This window comes from Brevibacterium sp. S22 (assembly GCF_004745485.1).
Lineage (GTDB): Bacteria > Actinomycetota > Actinomycetes > Actinomycetales > Brevibacteriaceae > Brevibacterium.
In genome coordinates this window covers 26194-41463 of record NZ_RHFG01000020.1, presented here as the reverse complement: position 1 = coordinate 41463, position 15270 = coordinate 26194, and the positions used below count along the sequence as shown (strand labels likewise).

At 65.3% G+C, this 15270-nt stretch carries 13 protein-coding genes and 1 tRNA gene; 2 read left to right on the top strand and 12 right to left on the bottom strand.

What is annotated here, in order from left to right:
* Window positions 1–36: 36 nt before the first annotated feature.
* The 4 genes from EB835_RS14850 to smc form a co-directional block, all read right to left on the bottom strand.
* Complete coding sequence (locus tag EB835_RS14850) at window positions 37–1257, bottom strand: ammonium transporter (RefSeq protein ID WP_135810234.1); 1221 nt, start codon at window positions 1255–1257, stop codon at window positions 37–39.
* 200 nt (window positions 1258–1457) lie between these two features.
* A complete protein-coding gene (gene ftsY / locus EB835_RS14845; RefSeq protein WP_135810233.1) occupies window positions 1458–2600 on the bottom strand; it encodes a signal recognition particle-docking protein FtsY in 1143 nt (380 codons plus the stop codon).
* Between the two features lie 162 nt (window positions 2601–2762).
* The gene (locus EB835_RS14840; RefSeq protein WP_135810232.1) at window positions 2763–3164 is read right to left on the bottom strand and encodes a hypothetical protein; all 402 of its coding nucleotides are present in this window, start codon (window positions 3162–3164) and stop codon (window positions 2763–2765) included.
* A 227-nt stretch (window positions 3165–3391) separates the two neighbouring features.
* Entirely contained in the window at window positions 3392–6931 is a 3540-nt protein-coding gene (smc, locus tag EB835_RS14835; protein ID WP_135810231.1) for a chromosome segregation protein SMC, read from the bottom strand.
* Between the two features lie 136 nt (window positions 6932–7067).
* Here smc and EB835_RS14830 point away from each other — a divergent pair.
* Window positions 7068–7140 (top strand) — tRNA-Asn (locus EB835_RS14830).
* 280 nt (window positions 7141–7420) lie between these two features.
* Window positions 7421–9214 carry a BCCT family transporter gene (locus tag EB835_RS14825; RefSeq protein ID WP_135810230.1) on the top strand — a complete coding sequence of 598 codons (1794 nt, stop codon included), beginning with the start codon at window positions 7421–7423 and terminating at the stop codon, window positions 9212–9214.
* Window positions 9215–9443: 229 nt separating this feature from the next.
* On the opposite strand, the gene EB835_RS14820 is transcribed toward EB835_RS14825, so the two are convergent.
* The 8 genes from EB835_RS14820 to EB835_RS14785 form a co-directional block, all read right to left on the bottom strand.
* The gene (locus tag EB835_RS14820; RefSeq protein ID WP_135810229.1) at window positions 9444–9839 is read right to left on the bottom strand and encodes a DoxX family membrane protein; all 396 of its coding nucleotides are present in this window, start codon (window positions 9837–9839) and stop codon (window positions 9444–9446) included.
* A gap of 275 nt (window positions 9840–10114) precedes the next feature.
* Complete coding sequence (gene mutM, locus EB835_RS14815) at window positions 10115–11086, bottom strand: bifunctional DNA-formamidopyrimidine glycosylase/DNA-(apurinic or apyrimidinic site) lyase (protein ID WP_135810228.1); 972 nt, start codon at window positions 11084–11086, stop codon at window positions 10115–10117.
* A 49-nt stretch (window positions 11087–11135) separates the two neighbouring features.
* Complete coding sequence (gene rnc, locus EB835_RS14810; protein ID WP_135810227.1) at window positions 11136–11840, bottom strand: ribonuclease III; 705 nt, start codon at window positions 11838–11840, stop codon at window positions 11136–11138.
* 4 nt (window positions 11841–11844) lie between these two features.
* On the bottom strand, window positions 11845–12048 hold the full coding sequence (gene rpmF, locus EB835_RS14805) for a 50S ribosomal protein L32 (protein ID WP_025777330.1): 204 nt from the start codon (window positions 12046–12048) through the stop codon (window positions 11845–11847).
* Between the two features lie 2 nt (window positions 12049–12050).
* Entirely contained in the window at window positions 12051–12569 is a 519-nt protein-coding gene (locus tag EB835_RS14800; protein ID WP_135810226.1) for a YceD family protein, read from the bottom strand.
* 118 nt (window positions 12570–12687) lie between these two features.
* Window positions 12688–13875, bottom strand: a complete 1188-nt coding sequence (locus tag EB835_RS14795; RefSeq protein ID WP_135810225.1) for an MFS transporter — start codon at window positions 13873–13875, stop codon at window positions 12688–12690.
* Window positions 13876–13878: 3 nt separating this feature from the next.
* Entirely contained in the window at window positions 13879–14388 is a 510-nt protein-coding gene (gene coaD / locus EB835_RS14790; RefSeq protein WP_135810224.1) for a pantetheine-phosphate adenylyltransferase, read from the bottom strand.
* 71 nt (window positions 14389–14459) lie between these two features.
* The gene (locus tag EB835_RS14785) at window positions 14460–15218 is read right to left on the bottom strand and encodes a GntR family transcriptional regulator (RefSeq protein ID WP_135810223.1); all 759 of its coding nucleotides are present in this window, start codon (window positions 15216–15218) and stop codon (window positions 14460–14462) included.
* Between the last annotated feature and the right edge of the window lie 52 nt (window positions 15219–15270).

Sequence of the window (15270 nt, the reverse complement as noted above, 5' to 3'; positions counted from 1 at the left end):
AGACCCACCGGCCGCCTGGACGGGCGACTGTGGTGGTCACCGGAAGGAGTAGGCCTGCTCCGCGTGCTCGAAGGCGTCGATCCCTTCGAGCTCCTCGCGCGGGTCGATCCGCAGTCCCATCGCCCGACGCAGCACCAGCGAAATGGCGAGTGTGACGAGCCCGGAGAAGACGATGGCCACGAGGCAGGCGAGCACCTGTGCGATGAGGAGTTCGACACCGCCTCCGTAGAAGAGACCGGCAGGTCCGTCCTCGTGCGGGAAGGCGAAGAGGCCGATCATCACCGTGCCGATGACACCGGCGACGAGGTGGACGGCCACCACGTCGAGTGCGTCGTCGTAGCGCAGACGGTTCTTCGCCTCCACAGCGAACACGGCTCCGGCACCTGCGGCGATGCCGATGAGCACCGCAGCGTAGGGGTCGACGCTCGCGCATGCCGGGGTGATCGCGACGAGGCCTGCGATCGCACCCGAGACGCTGCCGATGCTGCTCGGTCGTGAGGCCCGGAGGCGTTCGATCATGATCCAGGTGATCATCCCGGCTGCCGGTGCGGCAAGGGTGTTGATCCAGATGAGTCCGCCCTGTTCGATCGTCGCGGCTGCTCCCCCGTTGAACCCGAACCAGCCGAACCACAGCAGGGCCGCTCCGAGCACGGTGATCGGGATGTTGTGCGGTTTGTGCGGGGCCGAGAATCGGGCGCGGCGCCCCATGACGACGACGAGGACGAGCGCTGAGATGCCGGCGTTGATGTGGACGACGGTGCCGCCGGCGAAGTCGATGGCGGGTCCGAACAGGCGGCCGATCGCACCGGATTCGCTGAGCAGCCCGTCACCCCAGACCATGAACGCCAGCGGACAGTACACGAGGGTCACCCAGGCGGCAGAGAAGACGAGCCAGGTGGAGAACTTCGCTCGGTCGGCTACGGCTCCGGCGATCAGAGCGATCGCGATCATCGCAAAGGTCGACCCGTAGCCGATCGAGATCAGAGATCCGGGATCATCGGCCACAGCGCCGGTGAGCCCGAGTTGGGACAGCGGATTGCCGACGAGTCCGGCGATCGAATCACCCGAGCTCAGACCGTATCCGTACAGCACCCAGACGAGTCCGCCGACGGCCATCGCGGAGAAGACCATCATCATCATGTTGATGGCCGAGGTGATTCGCGTCATCCCACCGTAGAAGAACGCCACCCCCGGTGTCATGAGCAGCACCAGCCCTGCCGCGACCATCATCCAAACGTTCACTGCATCGAGTTCCATGTCGTCTCTCTTCTGTCGAAGCCGGTTCGGCGATCGAACCGCGCAGAGACAGTCTCTAAGACGTAAGTCACAGTGATGCTTCGGTCATGTTTCCGCAATGTGACGAGCCTGGCCCCACCCTGCGAGAACGCGGGTGAGACCAGGCTCGATGAACGCGCGAAATCAGTCACGCGCCAGTGCCGTCGCTGCGAATGGCCCACTCAGTCGAGCAGTGCGTCGACGAATCCCTCCGCGGTGAAGGGCGCAAGATCGTCCGCACCCTCCCCGAGTCCGATGAGTTTGACCGGCACTCCCAGCTCACGCTGGACGGCGACGACGATTCCGCCCTTTGCTGTGCCGTCGAGCTTGGTGAGCACGATGCCGGTGATGTCGACCGCCTCGGCGAAGACCTTCGCCTGCTGCATGCCGTTCTGACCGGTGGTCGCGTCGAGGACGAGGAGGACTTCGTCGATCTCATGCCCCTCCCCCAGCGGGCGGGTGGCCACCCGCTTGACCTTGCCGAGCTCATCCATGAGTCCGCGTTTGTTCTGCAGACGGCCAGCGGTGTCGATGAGGACGACGTCGGTGCCCTCGGCCTGTCCTTTCTCGACGGCCGAGTACGCCACCGAAGCAGGGTCAGCGCCTTCTTCCTTGCGGACGGTTTCGACGCCGACGCGTTCACCCCATGTCGCCAGCTGTTCGGCTGCGGCGGCACGGAAGGTGTCTGCGGCGCCGAGCAGCACGGTCTTGTCCTCGGCGACGAGCACGCGGGCGATCTTGCCCACCGTCGTCGTCTTCCCGGCCCCGTTGACACCGACGACGAGGATGACGGAGGGGTCATCGGCCTTGCCGGTGTCGGCCAGGGACCGGTCCATCGTCGGATCGACGAGTTTGACGAGCTCCTCGCGCAGCAGTCCGCGGACCTCTTCCGGGTCCCGGGTGCCGAGCACCTTGACGCGTTCGCGCAGGCGGTCGACGAGCTCGGTCGTCGGTTCGACGCCGACGTCGGCGAGGATGAGCGTGTCTTCGATCTCCTCCCAAGCGGATTCGTCGAGGTTGTCGCGGGAGAGGAGGTTGAGCAGTCCGCGGCCGAGCCCGCTGTTCGACTTCGCCAGGCGTTCACGCAGGCGGACGAGGCGACCGGCCGGTTCGGTGGGAACCTCGGATCCGCGCGCTTCGGCTCTGTCCTTCTCGACCGCCTCGGCGACATCATCGATGCTCAGCTCACCGGTGACCTCGGCGTCGATGCCGCGTTTCTCATCGAAGCCCTTCTTGCGGGCGTTGACACGCAGGGAGATGCCCAGCGTGACGATGAGGGCGAAGACGATCGCCCCGACGATGAGCAAGATGATCGGCTGATCCATGGTTCTTCCGTCCTCCTTTGAGTACCGCCGTTCAGGCCGTCGGCACTCGAGTTCCCGGAATCATCCGGGCTGGTGTCTGTCTGTCGGTGAGCGCGCCGGAATCAGTCGGCGCGGGCTCCGTTGTTCTCAGCCTCGTACGCCCGAGGCCAGGTGGGTCAGAGGTCAGGACCCGCGGCTGCCGAAGAGCAGCCCGGCGGTGGTCTTCCACCCGGTTCCCGACTCCGGGATCTTCCAATGGCGGGTGCGCGGGCGCACCGTGATGAGCAGAGGGGCGGCGTGGCGTCTGGGCTGAGGGCGCAGCACATAGGAGTGGTCGCGGATCGCGGTCACCGCCGCCTGTTCCCTGGTCGCCAAGTGCGAGGTGCCGTCATCGTGGCCGAAGAACTCGTGGACTTCGTCGTCGTAGCCGGTCCATTCGGACGGCAGGCGGAATCGCTGCACATCGGAGGAGTATCGCAGGCGTCCTTCGGCGCGCAGGCCGGGCAGAGCCACGAGGAGTACGACCACGAGTGCTAAGGCGAACGAGATCGCAAGTCCGACGATGACGACAAGTACCGAATTCATGCCTTCGAGCCACCTCGCAGTACAGCAGCCTCGGCCATGGACGTCTCGCTCCTCACGTTCTTCGAATACCTGTGTCTCGGCCCAAGTCTATAGTCCCTGGCCACGACAAGTGTGCTCGGCCGCCATAGGGCAGTTGCAAAATTCCCTGGGACTGTCCTGGGCGTCACCGTCAAACGCCCTTGTGTCCGCGCGGCGGGCCTGTCACCTCGGACGCGTGCGGTCGCGGATCACGGAATCCGCTGCGATATGACTTTCGACACGCCATCGCCGTGCATCGTCACTCCGTAGAGGGCGTCGGCGATCTCCATGGTCCGTTTCTGGTGGGTGATGACGATGAGCTGCGAGGAGTCCTGCAGCTCTTCGAACACCGTGAGCAGCCGCGAGAGGTTGAGATCGTCGAGGGCCGCTTCGACCTCGTCCATGACATAGAACGGGCTCGGCCGGGCCTTGAAGATCGCCACCAGCATGGCCACGGCCACGAGCGACCGCTCCCCACCGGAGAGCAGGGACAGCCGTTTGACCTTCTTACCCGCCGGGCGGGCGTGCACGTCGACGCCGGTGGTGAGCATATCGTCGGGATCGGTCAGGCTCAGTGCACCCTCACCGCCGGGGAAGAGGCGGGAGAAGATGTCCTCGAACTCGCGGGCCGTATCCGCATAGGCTTCGGCGAAGACGCGTTCGACATGCCGGTCGACCTCTTCGACGAGCTGCATGAGGTCCTTGCGCGAGGACTCGATGTCCGCGATCTGCTTCTCGAGGAACTGGTGCCGCTCCTTCAGCGCCTCATACTCCTCGAGTGCCAGCGGATTGACAGTGCCGATGCGTTTGAGCTGTGATGCCGCCTGCTTCTGCGCCTTCTCGACCTCGGCGCGCACATACGGCCGGTCCTCCACATCGTTCTCGAATGACGGAACCGGCAGATGCGGCCCGAATTCGTCGATGAGACGGTCGATGCCGAGTCCCGTCTCTTCCTCGGATCGGTGCCCGATCTCCTCGAGTCTGAGCCGGAACCGCTCTTTCGCCAGCTCCGCCTCGGCGGCTGCGTCCTTGAGCTTCTGCAGCTGGGTCCGCGCCGACCCCAATTCCTCGCCGAGGCGGCCCTTCTCTTCGCGCAGACCGCTGCGTTCGTCGACGAGGACCTGGATCGCCTCACCGAGTTCTGCCACCGTGGAGGTGGCCAGCTCCGCGGCTTCGGCCGCGGTTTCGGCGATGAGCTGCACCGAGGCGGCAGCCCGCTTCTTCTTCGCGATCGTGCGCTGAGTCTGCTCCCGCGCAGCCTCTTCGGCCTTCGCCGCACGCAGGAGGGAGTCGACCCGGTCGCTGAGGAACCGGGCGCGGTCGGCTGCGGCCCGATGGCTGATGCGGGCTTCGACGAGGTCTTCCGACGATTGGGCGACCTGTGCACTGAGCTCGTCACGGGCGGCGGTGTCGACGACTTCGTCGACAACGGCGGCTCCGGCCAATGCCGCCGCGGCCGACTGTGAGTCGCGTTCGGCTGCGGCGAGGCGCGATTCGAGTTCGCTGGCGTTCTCTTGCGAGCGCTGCAGGCGGGTGCGGGCCACACCGATCTCGCCGGTGATGCGTGAGACCTCTTCGGCGGCGGCCATGATCTTCGCATCCGAGGAGTGGAGGGCGTCGAGCGCCGCCGCCGATTCCTCTCGGGCGGCGGCAAGCCGCGGTTCGATCTCCTCGAGTGCGGTGTCGAGCTTCTCGGCCCGCCCCTCGAGGTCGGTGATCAGCGAGTGTGTGTCCGCGATCGCGGTCTGCGAGGCCAGGCGGGTGCCCGAGGCGGTGCGGGCCCGGCTGATGCGGGTCGCGGTGAGCACTTCCCCGTGGACGGTGACGGCGGTGAGTTCGGGCCGAGCCTCGGTGAGGGCGATTCCGGTCCGTGCGTCGGGGACGCAGACGACTCCGTGCAGGGCACGGGCCAGCAGGGTGCGCAGTTCGGCAACGTCGCTGTCGACGATGTCGGACAGCCATTGCAGCTGCCCCAGCGCAGGCAGCTCCGGAAGTGTGGGAAGGGCACTTCCGCCGCCCTTCCCGGACATCGTTCGAGCACCGGCGGGGATGGTCAGGGAGACGTTCGTGTCCTCGCCGAGGTGGTCGAGCACTGCCAGCGCCACTTCGCTGTCATCGACGATGACGCCGGAGACCGTGGTCGACAGTGCGGCGGCCGCGGCCATTTCGAATCCGTGCTCGACGCTCAGCCGTTCGGTCACGGCCGTGCGCACTCCCGGCAGCTCGGCGTTGACGATGTCTTCGAGGTCGGCTTCCAGTGCGGTGCCCAAAGCAAGGGCTTCGGCGCGGGCTTTCGCCGAGGACAGTTCGGAGGCGACCTGCGCCTGCTGCTCCTGCAGCCGGGTGCGTTCGGCTTCGAGCTTCTCCTGCGCTTCTGTCGCGGTCTCGTAGGCGGAGTCGAGCTCGGTCTCTCCGGCTTCGACGTCCTCGACTCCGGTTTCGGCGGATTCGAGTTCCTTGGTGCGTTCAGTGATGCGGGCGGTGACGGTTTCGATCTCTGTGCGGTTGGCTTCGATCCGGGACCTGAGGTCGGTGATCCGTTCGGCCGCCTGGGTCTGCTTCGACTGCAGTGCCGAGCGGTTCTTCACCGCCTCGGTGATGGCGATCTGCGCGGCCTTGACCTCGTCTTCGGCGGCACCCAGCGCTTGGGTGAGCTCTTCCTTCCGCTGCTGGCTGGCCTCGAGCGTGCTCGTCTTCTCGGTCACGGCTGCCTCGGCGTCGGTGAGTTCGGAACGGTTGCGTTCGGCCTGGGCGCGCAGCTCTTCGGGGGACTTCGATTCCCGCTGTCCCAGGCTCGTGACCTCGGACAGCAGGTGGGATCGTTTGTCTTCGGCACGTTGGCTCAGCCCTTGGGCGCGCACGATCTGGGTCTGTGTCCGCGATTCCGCGGTGCGTTGGACTTCGAATTCGGTGTCGAGTTCGGACAGCCGGGCTTCGATCTCCGCCAGTCGTGCCTCGGTGCGGGTGCGGGTGTGGTCGAGTTCGGCAATGCGGTCGCTGTGGTCTTCGCCGTCGCTGGTCGAGGCCAGGGAGGACTGCAACCGCACGGCATCGTCGGCGAGCAGTCTGGCGGTGGCATCGCGCAGAGTCGCTTGGACGGTCGCTGCTTTCGCGGCTGCCTCGGCCTGCCGGCCCAGTGGGCCCAGCTGCCGATTGAGTTCGGTGCGCAGGTCGGTGAGTCGGTCGAGGTTCGTCTGCAGTCCGGTGAGTTTGCGGACCGCTTTGTCCTTGCGGCGTCGGTGTTTGAGCACTCCGGCGGCTTCTTCGATGAAGCTGCGTCGTTCGAGCGGGTCGGCGTGGAGGATCGCATCGAGGCGGCCCTGGCCGACGATGACGTGCATCTCCTTGCCCAGGCCGGAGTCGTTGAGCAGCTCTTGGATGTCGAGCAGGCGTGCGGGTGCGCCGTTGACGGCGTATTCGGATCCGCCGGTGCGGAACAGGGTCCGCGAAATGGTCACCTCGGTGTAGTCGACGGGGATGGCTCCGTCGGAGTTGTCGATCGTCAGGGTCACCTCGGCGCGCCCCAATGCCTGCCTCTTCGAGGTTCCGGCGAAGATGACGTCGTCCATCTTTCCGCCGCGCAGGTTCTTCGCCCCCTGCTCTCCCATCACCCAGGACAGGGCGTCGACGACATTGGACTTGCCCGATCCATTGGGTCCGACGACGCAGGTGATCCCCGGCTCGAACTTGAGAGTCGTGGCCGAGGCGAAGGACTTGAATCCACGCAGGGTCAGGCTTTTGAGATGCATCGTGGAACCCAGCATATCCGTCCCGTCCGCTGAGGACGGGCTCTCGGGCAGCCGGAGACCCGAAATGAGGGCAGACTTCTGCGAACTCCCCGAAACTTTGGTAAGCTCGCTCTTCGTGCGTGGGAAACCACGTTCTTCCTCCGTAGCTCAGTTGGCAGAGCATTCGACTGTTAATCGAAGGGTCGCTGGTTCGAGCCCAGCCGGGGGAGCTGGAAGAGGCCCTGCCGCATGCGGCGGGGCCTCCGACATGTCACCGCGTCAGTACGGCGGTGAAGCACAGCAGAGGCGCCGAAATCATGCGGGTGAGTCGAAATTCCCGCAATCTTGTCCCATCGTCTGTCAAAATCATGGGTGAGAGGCGTTCGAGTGCAGTCTGCTCGGACCGTTTCGGCAGCCAGTCCGATGCCGTCCATCCAAGGAAGGAATGCCGAGGAGGGAGTCCGCCCGCGTCACAGTCACGAGGAACGACCCCGTTCGGCAAGTTCAAGCATGAGCAGTGAACATACCAAGATACAGGAGCTCATCGAGCACCTGAAGAATCCGACGACCGCGCTGCGGCCCTTCAAACGTGAGGGTCTGGACAAGGTCGTCTTCTTCGCGGCAGGCATCCTCGCCGTCGCCTTCGTCGTCTGGGGCTTCGTCTCCCCCGACACCCTCGGCAACGTGGCTGGCACGCTGCTGACCGGCGTCATGGACAACTTCGGCTGGCTCTTCGTCATCGCCGCCACGATCTTCACGATCTTCGTCATCGTCGTCGCCGTCAGCCGCTTCGGACGGATCCCGCTGGGCAAGGACGATGAGAAGCCGGAGTTCAAGACCTCCTCGTGGATCGCGATGATGTTCGCGACCGGTATGGGCATCGGTCTGGTGTTCTCCGCGGTCGGTGAGCCTCTCTTCTTCTACATGTCGCCTCCCCCGAACACCGTCGACGGCTCCTCGGCTGAGGCGATGGGCACGTCCATGGGCACCACGCTGTTCCACTGGACGCTGTACCCGTGGGCCATGTACGCCATCGTCGGCCTCGGTGTGGCCTATGGTTCGTTCCGCCTCGGCCGGTCCCAGCTGTTCTCCTCGATGTTCACCCCGCTGTTCGGCGAACGTGCGGTCAACGGCTTCGGCGGCAAGGTCATCAACATCCTCGCGATCCTCGCGACTCTGTTCGGCTCGGCCTGCTCGCTGGGTCTGGGCGCCATCCAGATCGGCGGCGGCATCGAGTCTGCAGGCCTCATGTCCGAGGTCACCTCCCCTGTCCTCGTCATCATCATCGCCATCCTCACCGCGGCCTTCGTCGCCTCGGCGGTCTCGGGCGTGGAGAAGGGCATCCAGTGGCTGTCGAACATCAACATGGTGCTCGCCGTCATCGTCGCCCTCATCGTCTTCATCGGCGGACCGACGCTGTTCATCCTCAACGTCATCCCCTCCTCGGTGGGTTCGTTCATCCAGGACCTGCCGCAGTTGGCCTCGCGCACCGCGGCCAACGGTGAGGGCGTGAATGAGTGGCTGTCGTCGTGGACGGTCTTCTACTGGGCGTGGTGGGTGTCATGGTCGCCTTTCGTCGGCCTGTTCATCGCGCGCATCTCGCGCGGTCGCACAGTGCGTCAGTTCGTCACCGGCGTCCTCATCGTCCCCTCCGTCGTCTCGACCATCTGGTTCGCGATCTTCGGCGGCGGCGCCATCGGAATCCAGGAGCGCGCCGAACGCGGCGAGGGCACGGTCAAGGCTCTGGCCAGCATCGTCGACGGCGAGCCGGACATCAACATGGACACGGTCCTGTTCGACCTCCTGGCCGCTCTGCCGCTGCCGAACCTCATCGCGATCATCCTCATGATCGTCACGGTCGTCCTCATCGCGATCTTCTTCGTCACCGGTGCGGACTCGGCCTCGATCGTCATGGGCACGCTGTCGGCCAACGGTATGCAGGAGCCGGGCCGCGGTCTGGTCATCTTCTGGGGAACTGCGACCGGTGCTGTGGCTGCGGTGATGCTCTTGGCGGGCGGTTCGGATCCCGCCGAGGCGCTGGACGGACTGAAGAACATCACGATCGTCTCAGCGCTGCCGTTCGTCCTCGTCATGCTGCTGCTGTGTGTGGCGGTGTGGAAGGACCTGTCGAAGGATCCGCTCATCATCCAGGAGCAGCTGGCCGCCCACGTGCTCGAGACCTCGGTGGCCACCGCGGTCGACGAGTACGACGGCGAGATCTTCGGCCTCGAGACCTCAGAACTCCAGGTCGAGCCCGAGGACACCGAGGCGACAGCGGACAAGGATTCCACCAACACCCCCTAGCCCCTCCAATTTGCTACCTGACGGCGGCTTAGCAACTTCGCGCGAGGTTGTTAAGCCGCCGTCAGGTAGTTTTGGGCGGTCGATCCTGTGCTTCCTGCCGTCCCTTTCGGCTCGGTCATCCTGCTCAGCTCACCGACCGCTCGCAAGCGCAGAGCGGCTCGCCGTGGCGACACTCTTCTTCGTCCGCCGACTGACACGGTCGCCCTGATACGACCGGACCTCGTCGCCGTCACATTCCGAACAGCGCCGGAACGGAGATCGGGCCGGTCCCGAATGCTGTGATGACGGCGGCCAGCACCAGCAGGAGCAGATCGTATTCGGGGCCTCCGGCCGAAGCCCAATACTTCGAACGCCATTTGAAGACGTGCAGACTGGTCGTGATGATCATCAGGACGATCACGCCGAGACCGGCCCATTGTGCGAGGACTCCGGTCGCGAATGAGACTGCGGCGGCGAGCTCCGCAATGGCGACGAACCACGCGACGGGCACGCTGAGACCATCGTTCTTCGCAAACGCCGGAATGTCCTTGGCCTTGACCAAGAATTCGCGGACGAATGCCACGGTCAGCAGTGCCCTGACAAGAAGCAGCACGACCGCACCGATGAAAGTGGGAACCGCGAACATGTCTGTTCCTCCCCTCCGCCGGCTCAACCGACGGTGTCTTGCCCAGATTCTACTCGGCAATCGCTGCGCGGGAGCGGCCTCGACGCAGTATCCCTCACCCCCAGCGACAAATCGGCGCGGTGCACCGGTGCGCAATGCCGTTATCGGTGACCGACGCTCTGGCACCTGTAGGAGTTGCGGCGAACACGAGGAACTGAGAGCAGCGGTGCAGGATGCTTGCTTGAGCTCGAGCAACACACGTGGAAAAGAGAGGGACGGGCGCCGGCTGGCGCGGGCTACCGGTACCGCGGGGGCTTCTGGCAGTTCGGACAGAAATGCGTTCCGCGGCCACTGACGGTGATCTTCGCGATCTCCGTTCCGCAGCGCACGCACTCCTGGCCCCCACGCCCGTAGACGAGCAGTGCCCGGTCGAAGTAGCCGGATTCGCCGTTGACGTTGACGTAGAGAGCGTCGAAGCTCGTCCCGCCCACGGCGAGGGCATCGCTCATCACCTTCGTCGCGGATTCGAGCACGGCGACGAGGCGGCTCTTCCGTGTCCGCGCAGGCACCGCCGACGGGTGGACCCCCGCCCTGAACAGCGCCTCGTCGGCATAGATGTTGCCGATTCCGCTGATGAGCGTCTGGTCGAGCAGCGCCGCCTTGATCGCGGTCCGCTTGCGCGCGAGTTCGCCGACGACCACCTCAGGGTCGAATGCGGGCTCAAGAGGATCGGCAGCGATATGGATCGCCGAAGCGGGGACAAGCCGACCGTACCCGTGAACGAGCGGTTGGACGCCGATATGGCCGAAGATCCGCTGATCGACGAAGCGCAGCTCTCGTCCAGTGCCCAGATCGCGCCCACCGCCGCCGAGGTGCAGGACCGCCCGGGTGTGCCGGTGGACATCCTCGCCGGGATCGTGGATGCGCAGCTGACCGCTCATCCCGAGATGGACGAGGATCCCCAGTTCAGGAGCCTGCCGACCCGACGACGAACCGGCAGTGCCGAACGGCTCCCGTGGAGCCGGATGCCCGGACACGATCCCCTCCCCCAGGCTCAGCCACATGAACTTCCCACGCCGCTCGGCACCCAGAATCCGGGAGCCGGAGACAGCGGAGACGAAGGCGTCGGCCGCCGACGGATCGATGCGCCGCTGGGACGTCGTGCCCAGGATTCGGGGGTCGACCACCTCGGCGCCGGTGATCGTCGTCCCGGCCGTCCATTCAACGACTCCGCGACGCACGCTTTCGACCTCGGGAAGCTCAGGCATCAGAACACCGCCCCATGAGACAGCGAAGAACCCAAACGCACAGAGGGACTCAGCGCCGGTAGTCCGGATAGATGGTGCGGATGGCTTTGACGGCCACCTCGGCGGCGGCGGCTTCCGCGGCCTTCTTCGAGGACCCGTCGCCGGCGCCCCAATTGTTCGTGCCGAGCATCGCGTTGGCGGTGAAGACCATCGCATGGTCGGGCCCGGACGAGGTGATCTCGTAGCTCACTGCACCGAGGTCGAGGTCGGCCGCGGCTTCCTGCAGGGTGGTCTTGAAGTCCATCCCCGCACCGAGGTTGACCGCGTCGTCGAGCATGCCGTCGATGAGGCGGTGGACGAAGGCGAAGGCCGCTTCACGTCCGCGGGAGACGAAGGTCGCGCCGATGAGGGCCTCGACCGTGTCGGCGAGGATCGAGTCCTTGTTCCGACCGCCGGTCAGCTCCTCACCCTTGCCCAGCAGGATGTGCTCGCCGACGCCGTGCCTGCGGGCGATCGCGGCCAGGGCTCGCGTGTTGACGACGGCCGAACGCATCTTGGCCAGCTGGCCCTCGGGCAGATGCGGGTTGTCGTAGAACAGCGACTCGGTGGCGACGAGACCCAGAACGGAGTCTCCGAGGAACTCGAGGCGCTCGTTGGTGGGGATCCCACCGGCTTCGAAGGCAAAGGAGCGATGTGTGAGCGCGAGACGAAAAGTCTCGGGATCAATATCGATCCCGAGACTCTTCTTCAGTGCTGCTGTGGTGTCAGTGTCCACAGTCTCAGACGTCAGCGACCTTGCGGCCCTTGTACTCGAGGTACAGCGGGGTGCCGGCTGCGTCTTCGACGACCTTGGCCTGGTGGGGGCGCGAGTACACAACGCGACCGTTCTCCACAGTCTTGACCAGGTTAGGAGCCTTGGCCTTCCACTGCGAACGACGGTGGCGGGTGTTGCTGCGCGACAATTTACGCTTCGGAACAGCCACGTCTAGCTCTCTTTCTTCTCTTCCAACAGATTCTTCAATGATGCGAACGGCGATTCGGATTCGTCCTCGTCCACCTCGAGGTCTTCCCCCAGGGTGTAGCTGAACTCCTCGCTCTCATCCTGTGAAGGACTGAACGGCAGAGCCATCACGACGGCGTCTCTGATCGCGGGCTCGAGGTCGAGCTGATCCCGGTCGATGACGTAGGAGTCCTCGTCCCCTTCGGCCTGCTCATAGACGTACATCTCTTGGATGTCCACATCTATAGGCAACTCGATGGGTTCGAGCGTCCTTGCGTCTTCGCCGCGGGCCGTCGCCGAGACTGTTCCCGACACGTAGATTCCCTCCGACACACTCTCGAACATCAGCTCGAGTATCAGTGGTGAACCTTCCGCAACCCCGATCACTTCGATCTTGAGATCCGCTGGAGCCGACAAGGTGGTGTTCACCCGTTCCCACTCACCCGGATGACCGAGCAATCCCATGGATCTGAGATCATAGACGAATTCAGATCTGTTCTTCATGCCTGTCCTCCTGGTGCGTTTGAGGATGTCGCTCCTGCGTTCACACGCGACTCACCATTCTAATCATCATCGCCTGCCATTACCAATCGGTCTCCGCTCGCCGCAAAGGTGTTCCTCGTCACCATCGTTCGTGTTCATTGCGCCAGGTCACTCCCCCGGCGAGGACGAGCAGCGCCCCCGAAATCGTGAAGACGATCCCGGAACCGGCAAGGACGGTGAGCGCCGAGGCGGCCGACGGGATCGCGACCTGGCTGAGTCGGTTGCCCGCCAAGCGGATCGAGAGCACCGCGGCCCGATTCGCCGGGTCGGCCAGGGTCGACACCCACGTCATCGTCAGCGGTTGGGTGAGGCCGAAGCAGAAGCCCGCGACCGCGAGCAGGATGGCCAGCGTCCATGGTTGGCTGAGGACGGGGATGAGGATCACGCACAGGCCTGCCGCCGCCGAGGCGGTCCACAGCAGTGAGAGGTTCCTCCACTTGCGCGTGAGCACCCCGATGAACAGACGTGAGATCACCGAGGCGAGCGTCCGCAGCGCGAGCAGCCACGTCACGAGGGTGACGGACAGACCGTTCTCTTCACCGATGAGCGGCAGATAGGCGGTCATGAGGTCGACGGCGGCGAGCGTGGCCATCGACGCGAAGATCGCCGGCTTCATCCCTCGCAGCGACAGCAGCGTCCATGGGGTCTGGGCACCTTCGGCGGCTTCGGCGCGGGAGACGTGCGGAGTGCGTCCGCGGAGCATGACGATGACGGCGGCGACGAGAGTGAGCGCCGAAAGCCCGGTCATGAACCACAGCGCGTTCGTGATGTGGGCATCCCCGGAGGTGGCGTCGGCGATCATGCCGGCCACAGGCAGTCCGATGGTCTGCCCGATCGAGACCCCGAGGGTCAGGTGACCGAACTTCGCGGTCAGGCGATCGGCCGGGAAGCTGGCAGGAATGAGCGCCTGGGAGGCCACGGTCGTGAGCAGCTGCCCGAAACCGAGACTCATCGTGGCGATGAGGAGCACACCGAGGTTCGGAGCAGCTGCCGCGAGCGCGACGGGCAGAATCGACAGGACGGTGCCGACCCAGAGCACCGCGGTGGCGTATCCACGATCGACGAGGCGGCCGACGAAGAGCGCTGTGAGCAGCGGGACGAGAGAGTAGACGGCGGTCATGAGACCGAGGACGACACCGGACCCGCCGAGTTCGAGGGTCCGGTAGGAGATGAGGACGCGCACACCGTTGTAGGTGGCATGCGCGACGATGGTGTGGGCGACGAGGCCCGGGAACCAGGCCCGGTTGGCTGGCGTTGCTGCGCCCATCCCTCAGCGGGCGCCGTCGTGGCCGGGGACATCGCCCCGCAGGGCCGCCAGCACCGAGGTGGGCACGAGGCCTTCGATGTCCCCGCCGCCTGAGTGGACTTCCTTGATGAGCGAGGAGGAGACGTGTTCGAACTTCGGATCGCCGGGGACGAAGATCGTCTCGAGTTCGGACAGGTGCTTGTTCATCAGCGCCATCGGCAGTTCGTAGGCGAAGTCCGTACCCGAGCGCAGACCCTTGACGACGGCGGGAGCGCCGATGGAGGTGCAGTAGTCGACGAGGAGACCGCCGGAGACGAGGTCGATCGTGATGTTCGCAGCATCCCGGGTGCGCTCGTCTTCGGCCAGGGATCGGCGGATGAGGTCCGCGCGGACTTCCGGGCCGAAGCGACCCGACTTCGAGGGATTGTGAACCACCGCCACAACCACCTGCTCGAACATCCGAGAGCTGCGGGCGATGATATCGAGATGACCCATGGTGATCGGGTCATAGGAACCGGGGCAGACGACCTTCATGCTCTCCATCGTATCGCCTGGCCGCTCAGACGGCAGCCGAGAACTCGTGCCGGCACGACCGGAGACGGGCATCAGCTCGGCTGCTCCCGCAGCTGCAGCCACTGGTCATCGACGGTGGTTTCGCCCTCGCGGCCGCGGACCACCTGTGCGTCGAAGCCATCGTCGGGTCCGTGCAGGCGGGAGGTCGCCTCGGCCATGATCCCGGCGACGATCGCCAGGGATCGGGATTCGTCACCGGCGGTGACCGCCTCGGCGAGTTCCCGGTGACTGCCGATGAGGTCGCATCGGACCTCGTAGCCGCGCTTGTCGGACAGCGACAGCAGGCGGGTGTGGACCATCGAGACCTTCATGAGGTCGGTCAGTCGCGTCGAACCGGAGCACGCGACGATCGAATGGTGGAAGTTGAGGTCGGCGTCGCCGATCGTGCGCGCGGCGTTCTCTTCGATGGCGCGCTCAAGTGCCTGCAGCGCCAGGTCGATCCTGGAGGTGGCCAGACTGTGGCGGATGACGAGCTTGACCGCCTGCGATTCGATCGCCTCCCGCACGGCATAGACATCGTCGATATCGGCGGTGCGCATCCGCCGCACATGCACACCTCGTCCGGGGGCGTGCGTCATCACGCCTTCGCTGATGAGGCGCTGCAGGGCCTCCCGCAGAGACGGCCGCGACACCGCGAGCAGCTCAGCGGTGCGCACTTCGTTGATCGACTGACCGGGCTCGAGCGAACCGCTGTAGATGGCGTTGCGCAGCTGGTCGACGATGAGGTCGATCGTCGAGGACCGGACCACTTTGCGCAGCACCGGCAGCTCGGAAGTCGGAGGATTCGTCACGGTCACGATCATATAACGTTGTCAGACAGTGTGACATTCGGACAACATGAGT

Coding starts and splice junctions, on each gene's coding strand:
- EB835_RS14850 (WP_135810234.1), bottom strand. CDS start 1,257: ATGGAACTCGATGCAGTGAACGTTTGGATGATGGTCGCGGCAGGGCTG.
- ftsY (WP_135810233.1), bottom strand. CDS start 2,600: ATGGATCAGCCGATCATCTTGCTCATCGTCGGGGCGATCGTCTTCGCC.
- EB835_RS14840 (WP_135810232.1), bottom strand. CDS start 3,164: ATGAATTCGGTACTTGTCGTCATCGTCGGACTTGCGATCTCGTTCGCC.
- smc (WP_135810231.1), bottom strand. CDS start 6,931: ATGCATCTCAAAAGCCTGACCCTGCGTGGATTCAAGTCCTTCGCCTCG.
- EB835_RS14825 (WP_135810230.1), top strand. CDS start 7,421: ATGAGCAGTGAACATACCAAGATACAGGAGCTCATCGAGCACCTGAAG.
- EB835_RS14820 (WP_135810229.1), bottom strand. CDS start 9,839: ATGTTCGCGGTTCCCACTTTCATCGGTGCGGTCGTGCTGCTTCTTGTC.
- mutM (WP_135810228.1), bottom strand. CDS start 11,086: ATGCCTGAGCTTCCCGAGGTCGAAAGCGTGCGTCGCGGAGTCGTTGAA.
- EB835_RS14800 (WP_135810226.1), bottom strand. CDS start 12,569: ATGAAGAACAGATCTGAATTCGTCTATGATCTCAGATCCATGGGATTG.
- EB835_RS14795 (WP_135810225.1), bottom strand. CDS start 13,875: ATGGGCGCAGCAACGCCAGCCAACCGGGCCTGGTTCCCGGGCCTCGTC.
- coaD (WP_135810224.1), bottom strand. CDS start 14,388: ATGAAGGTCGTCTGCCCCGGTTCCTATGACCCGATCACCATGGGTCAT.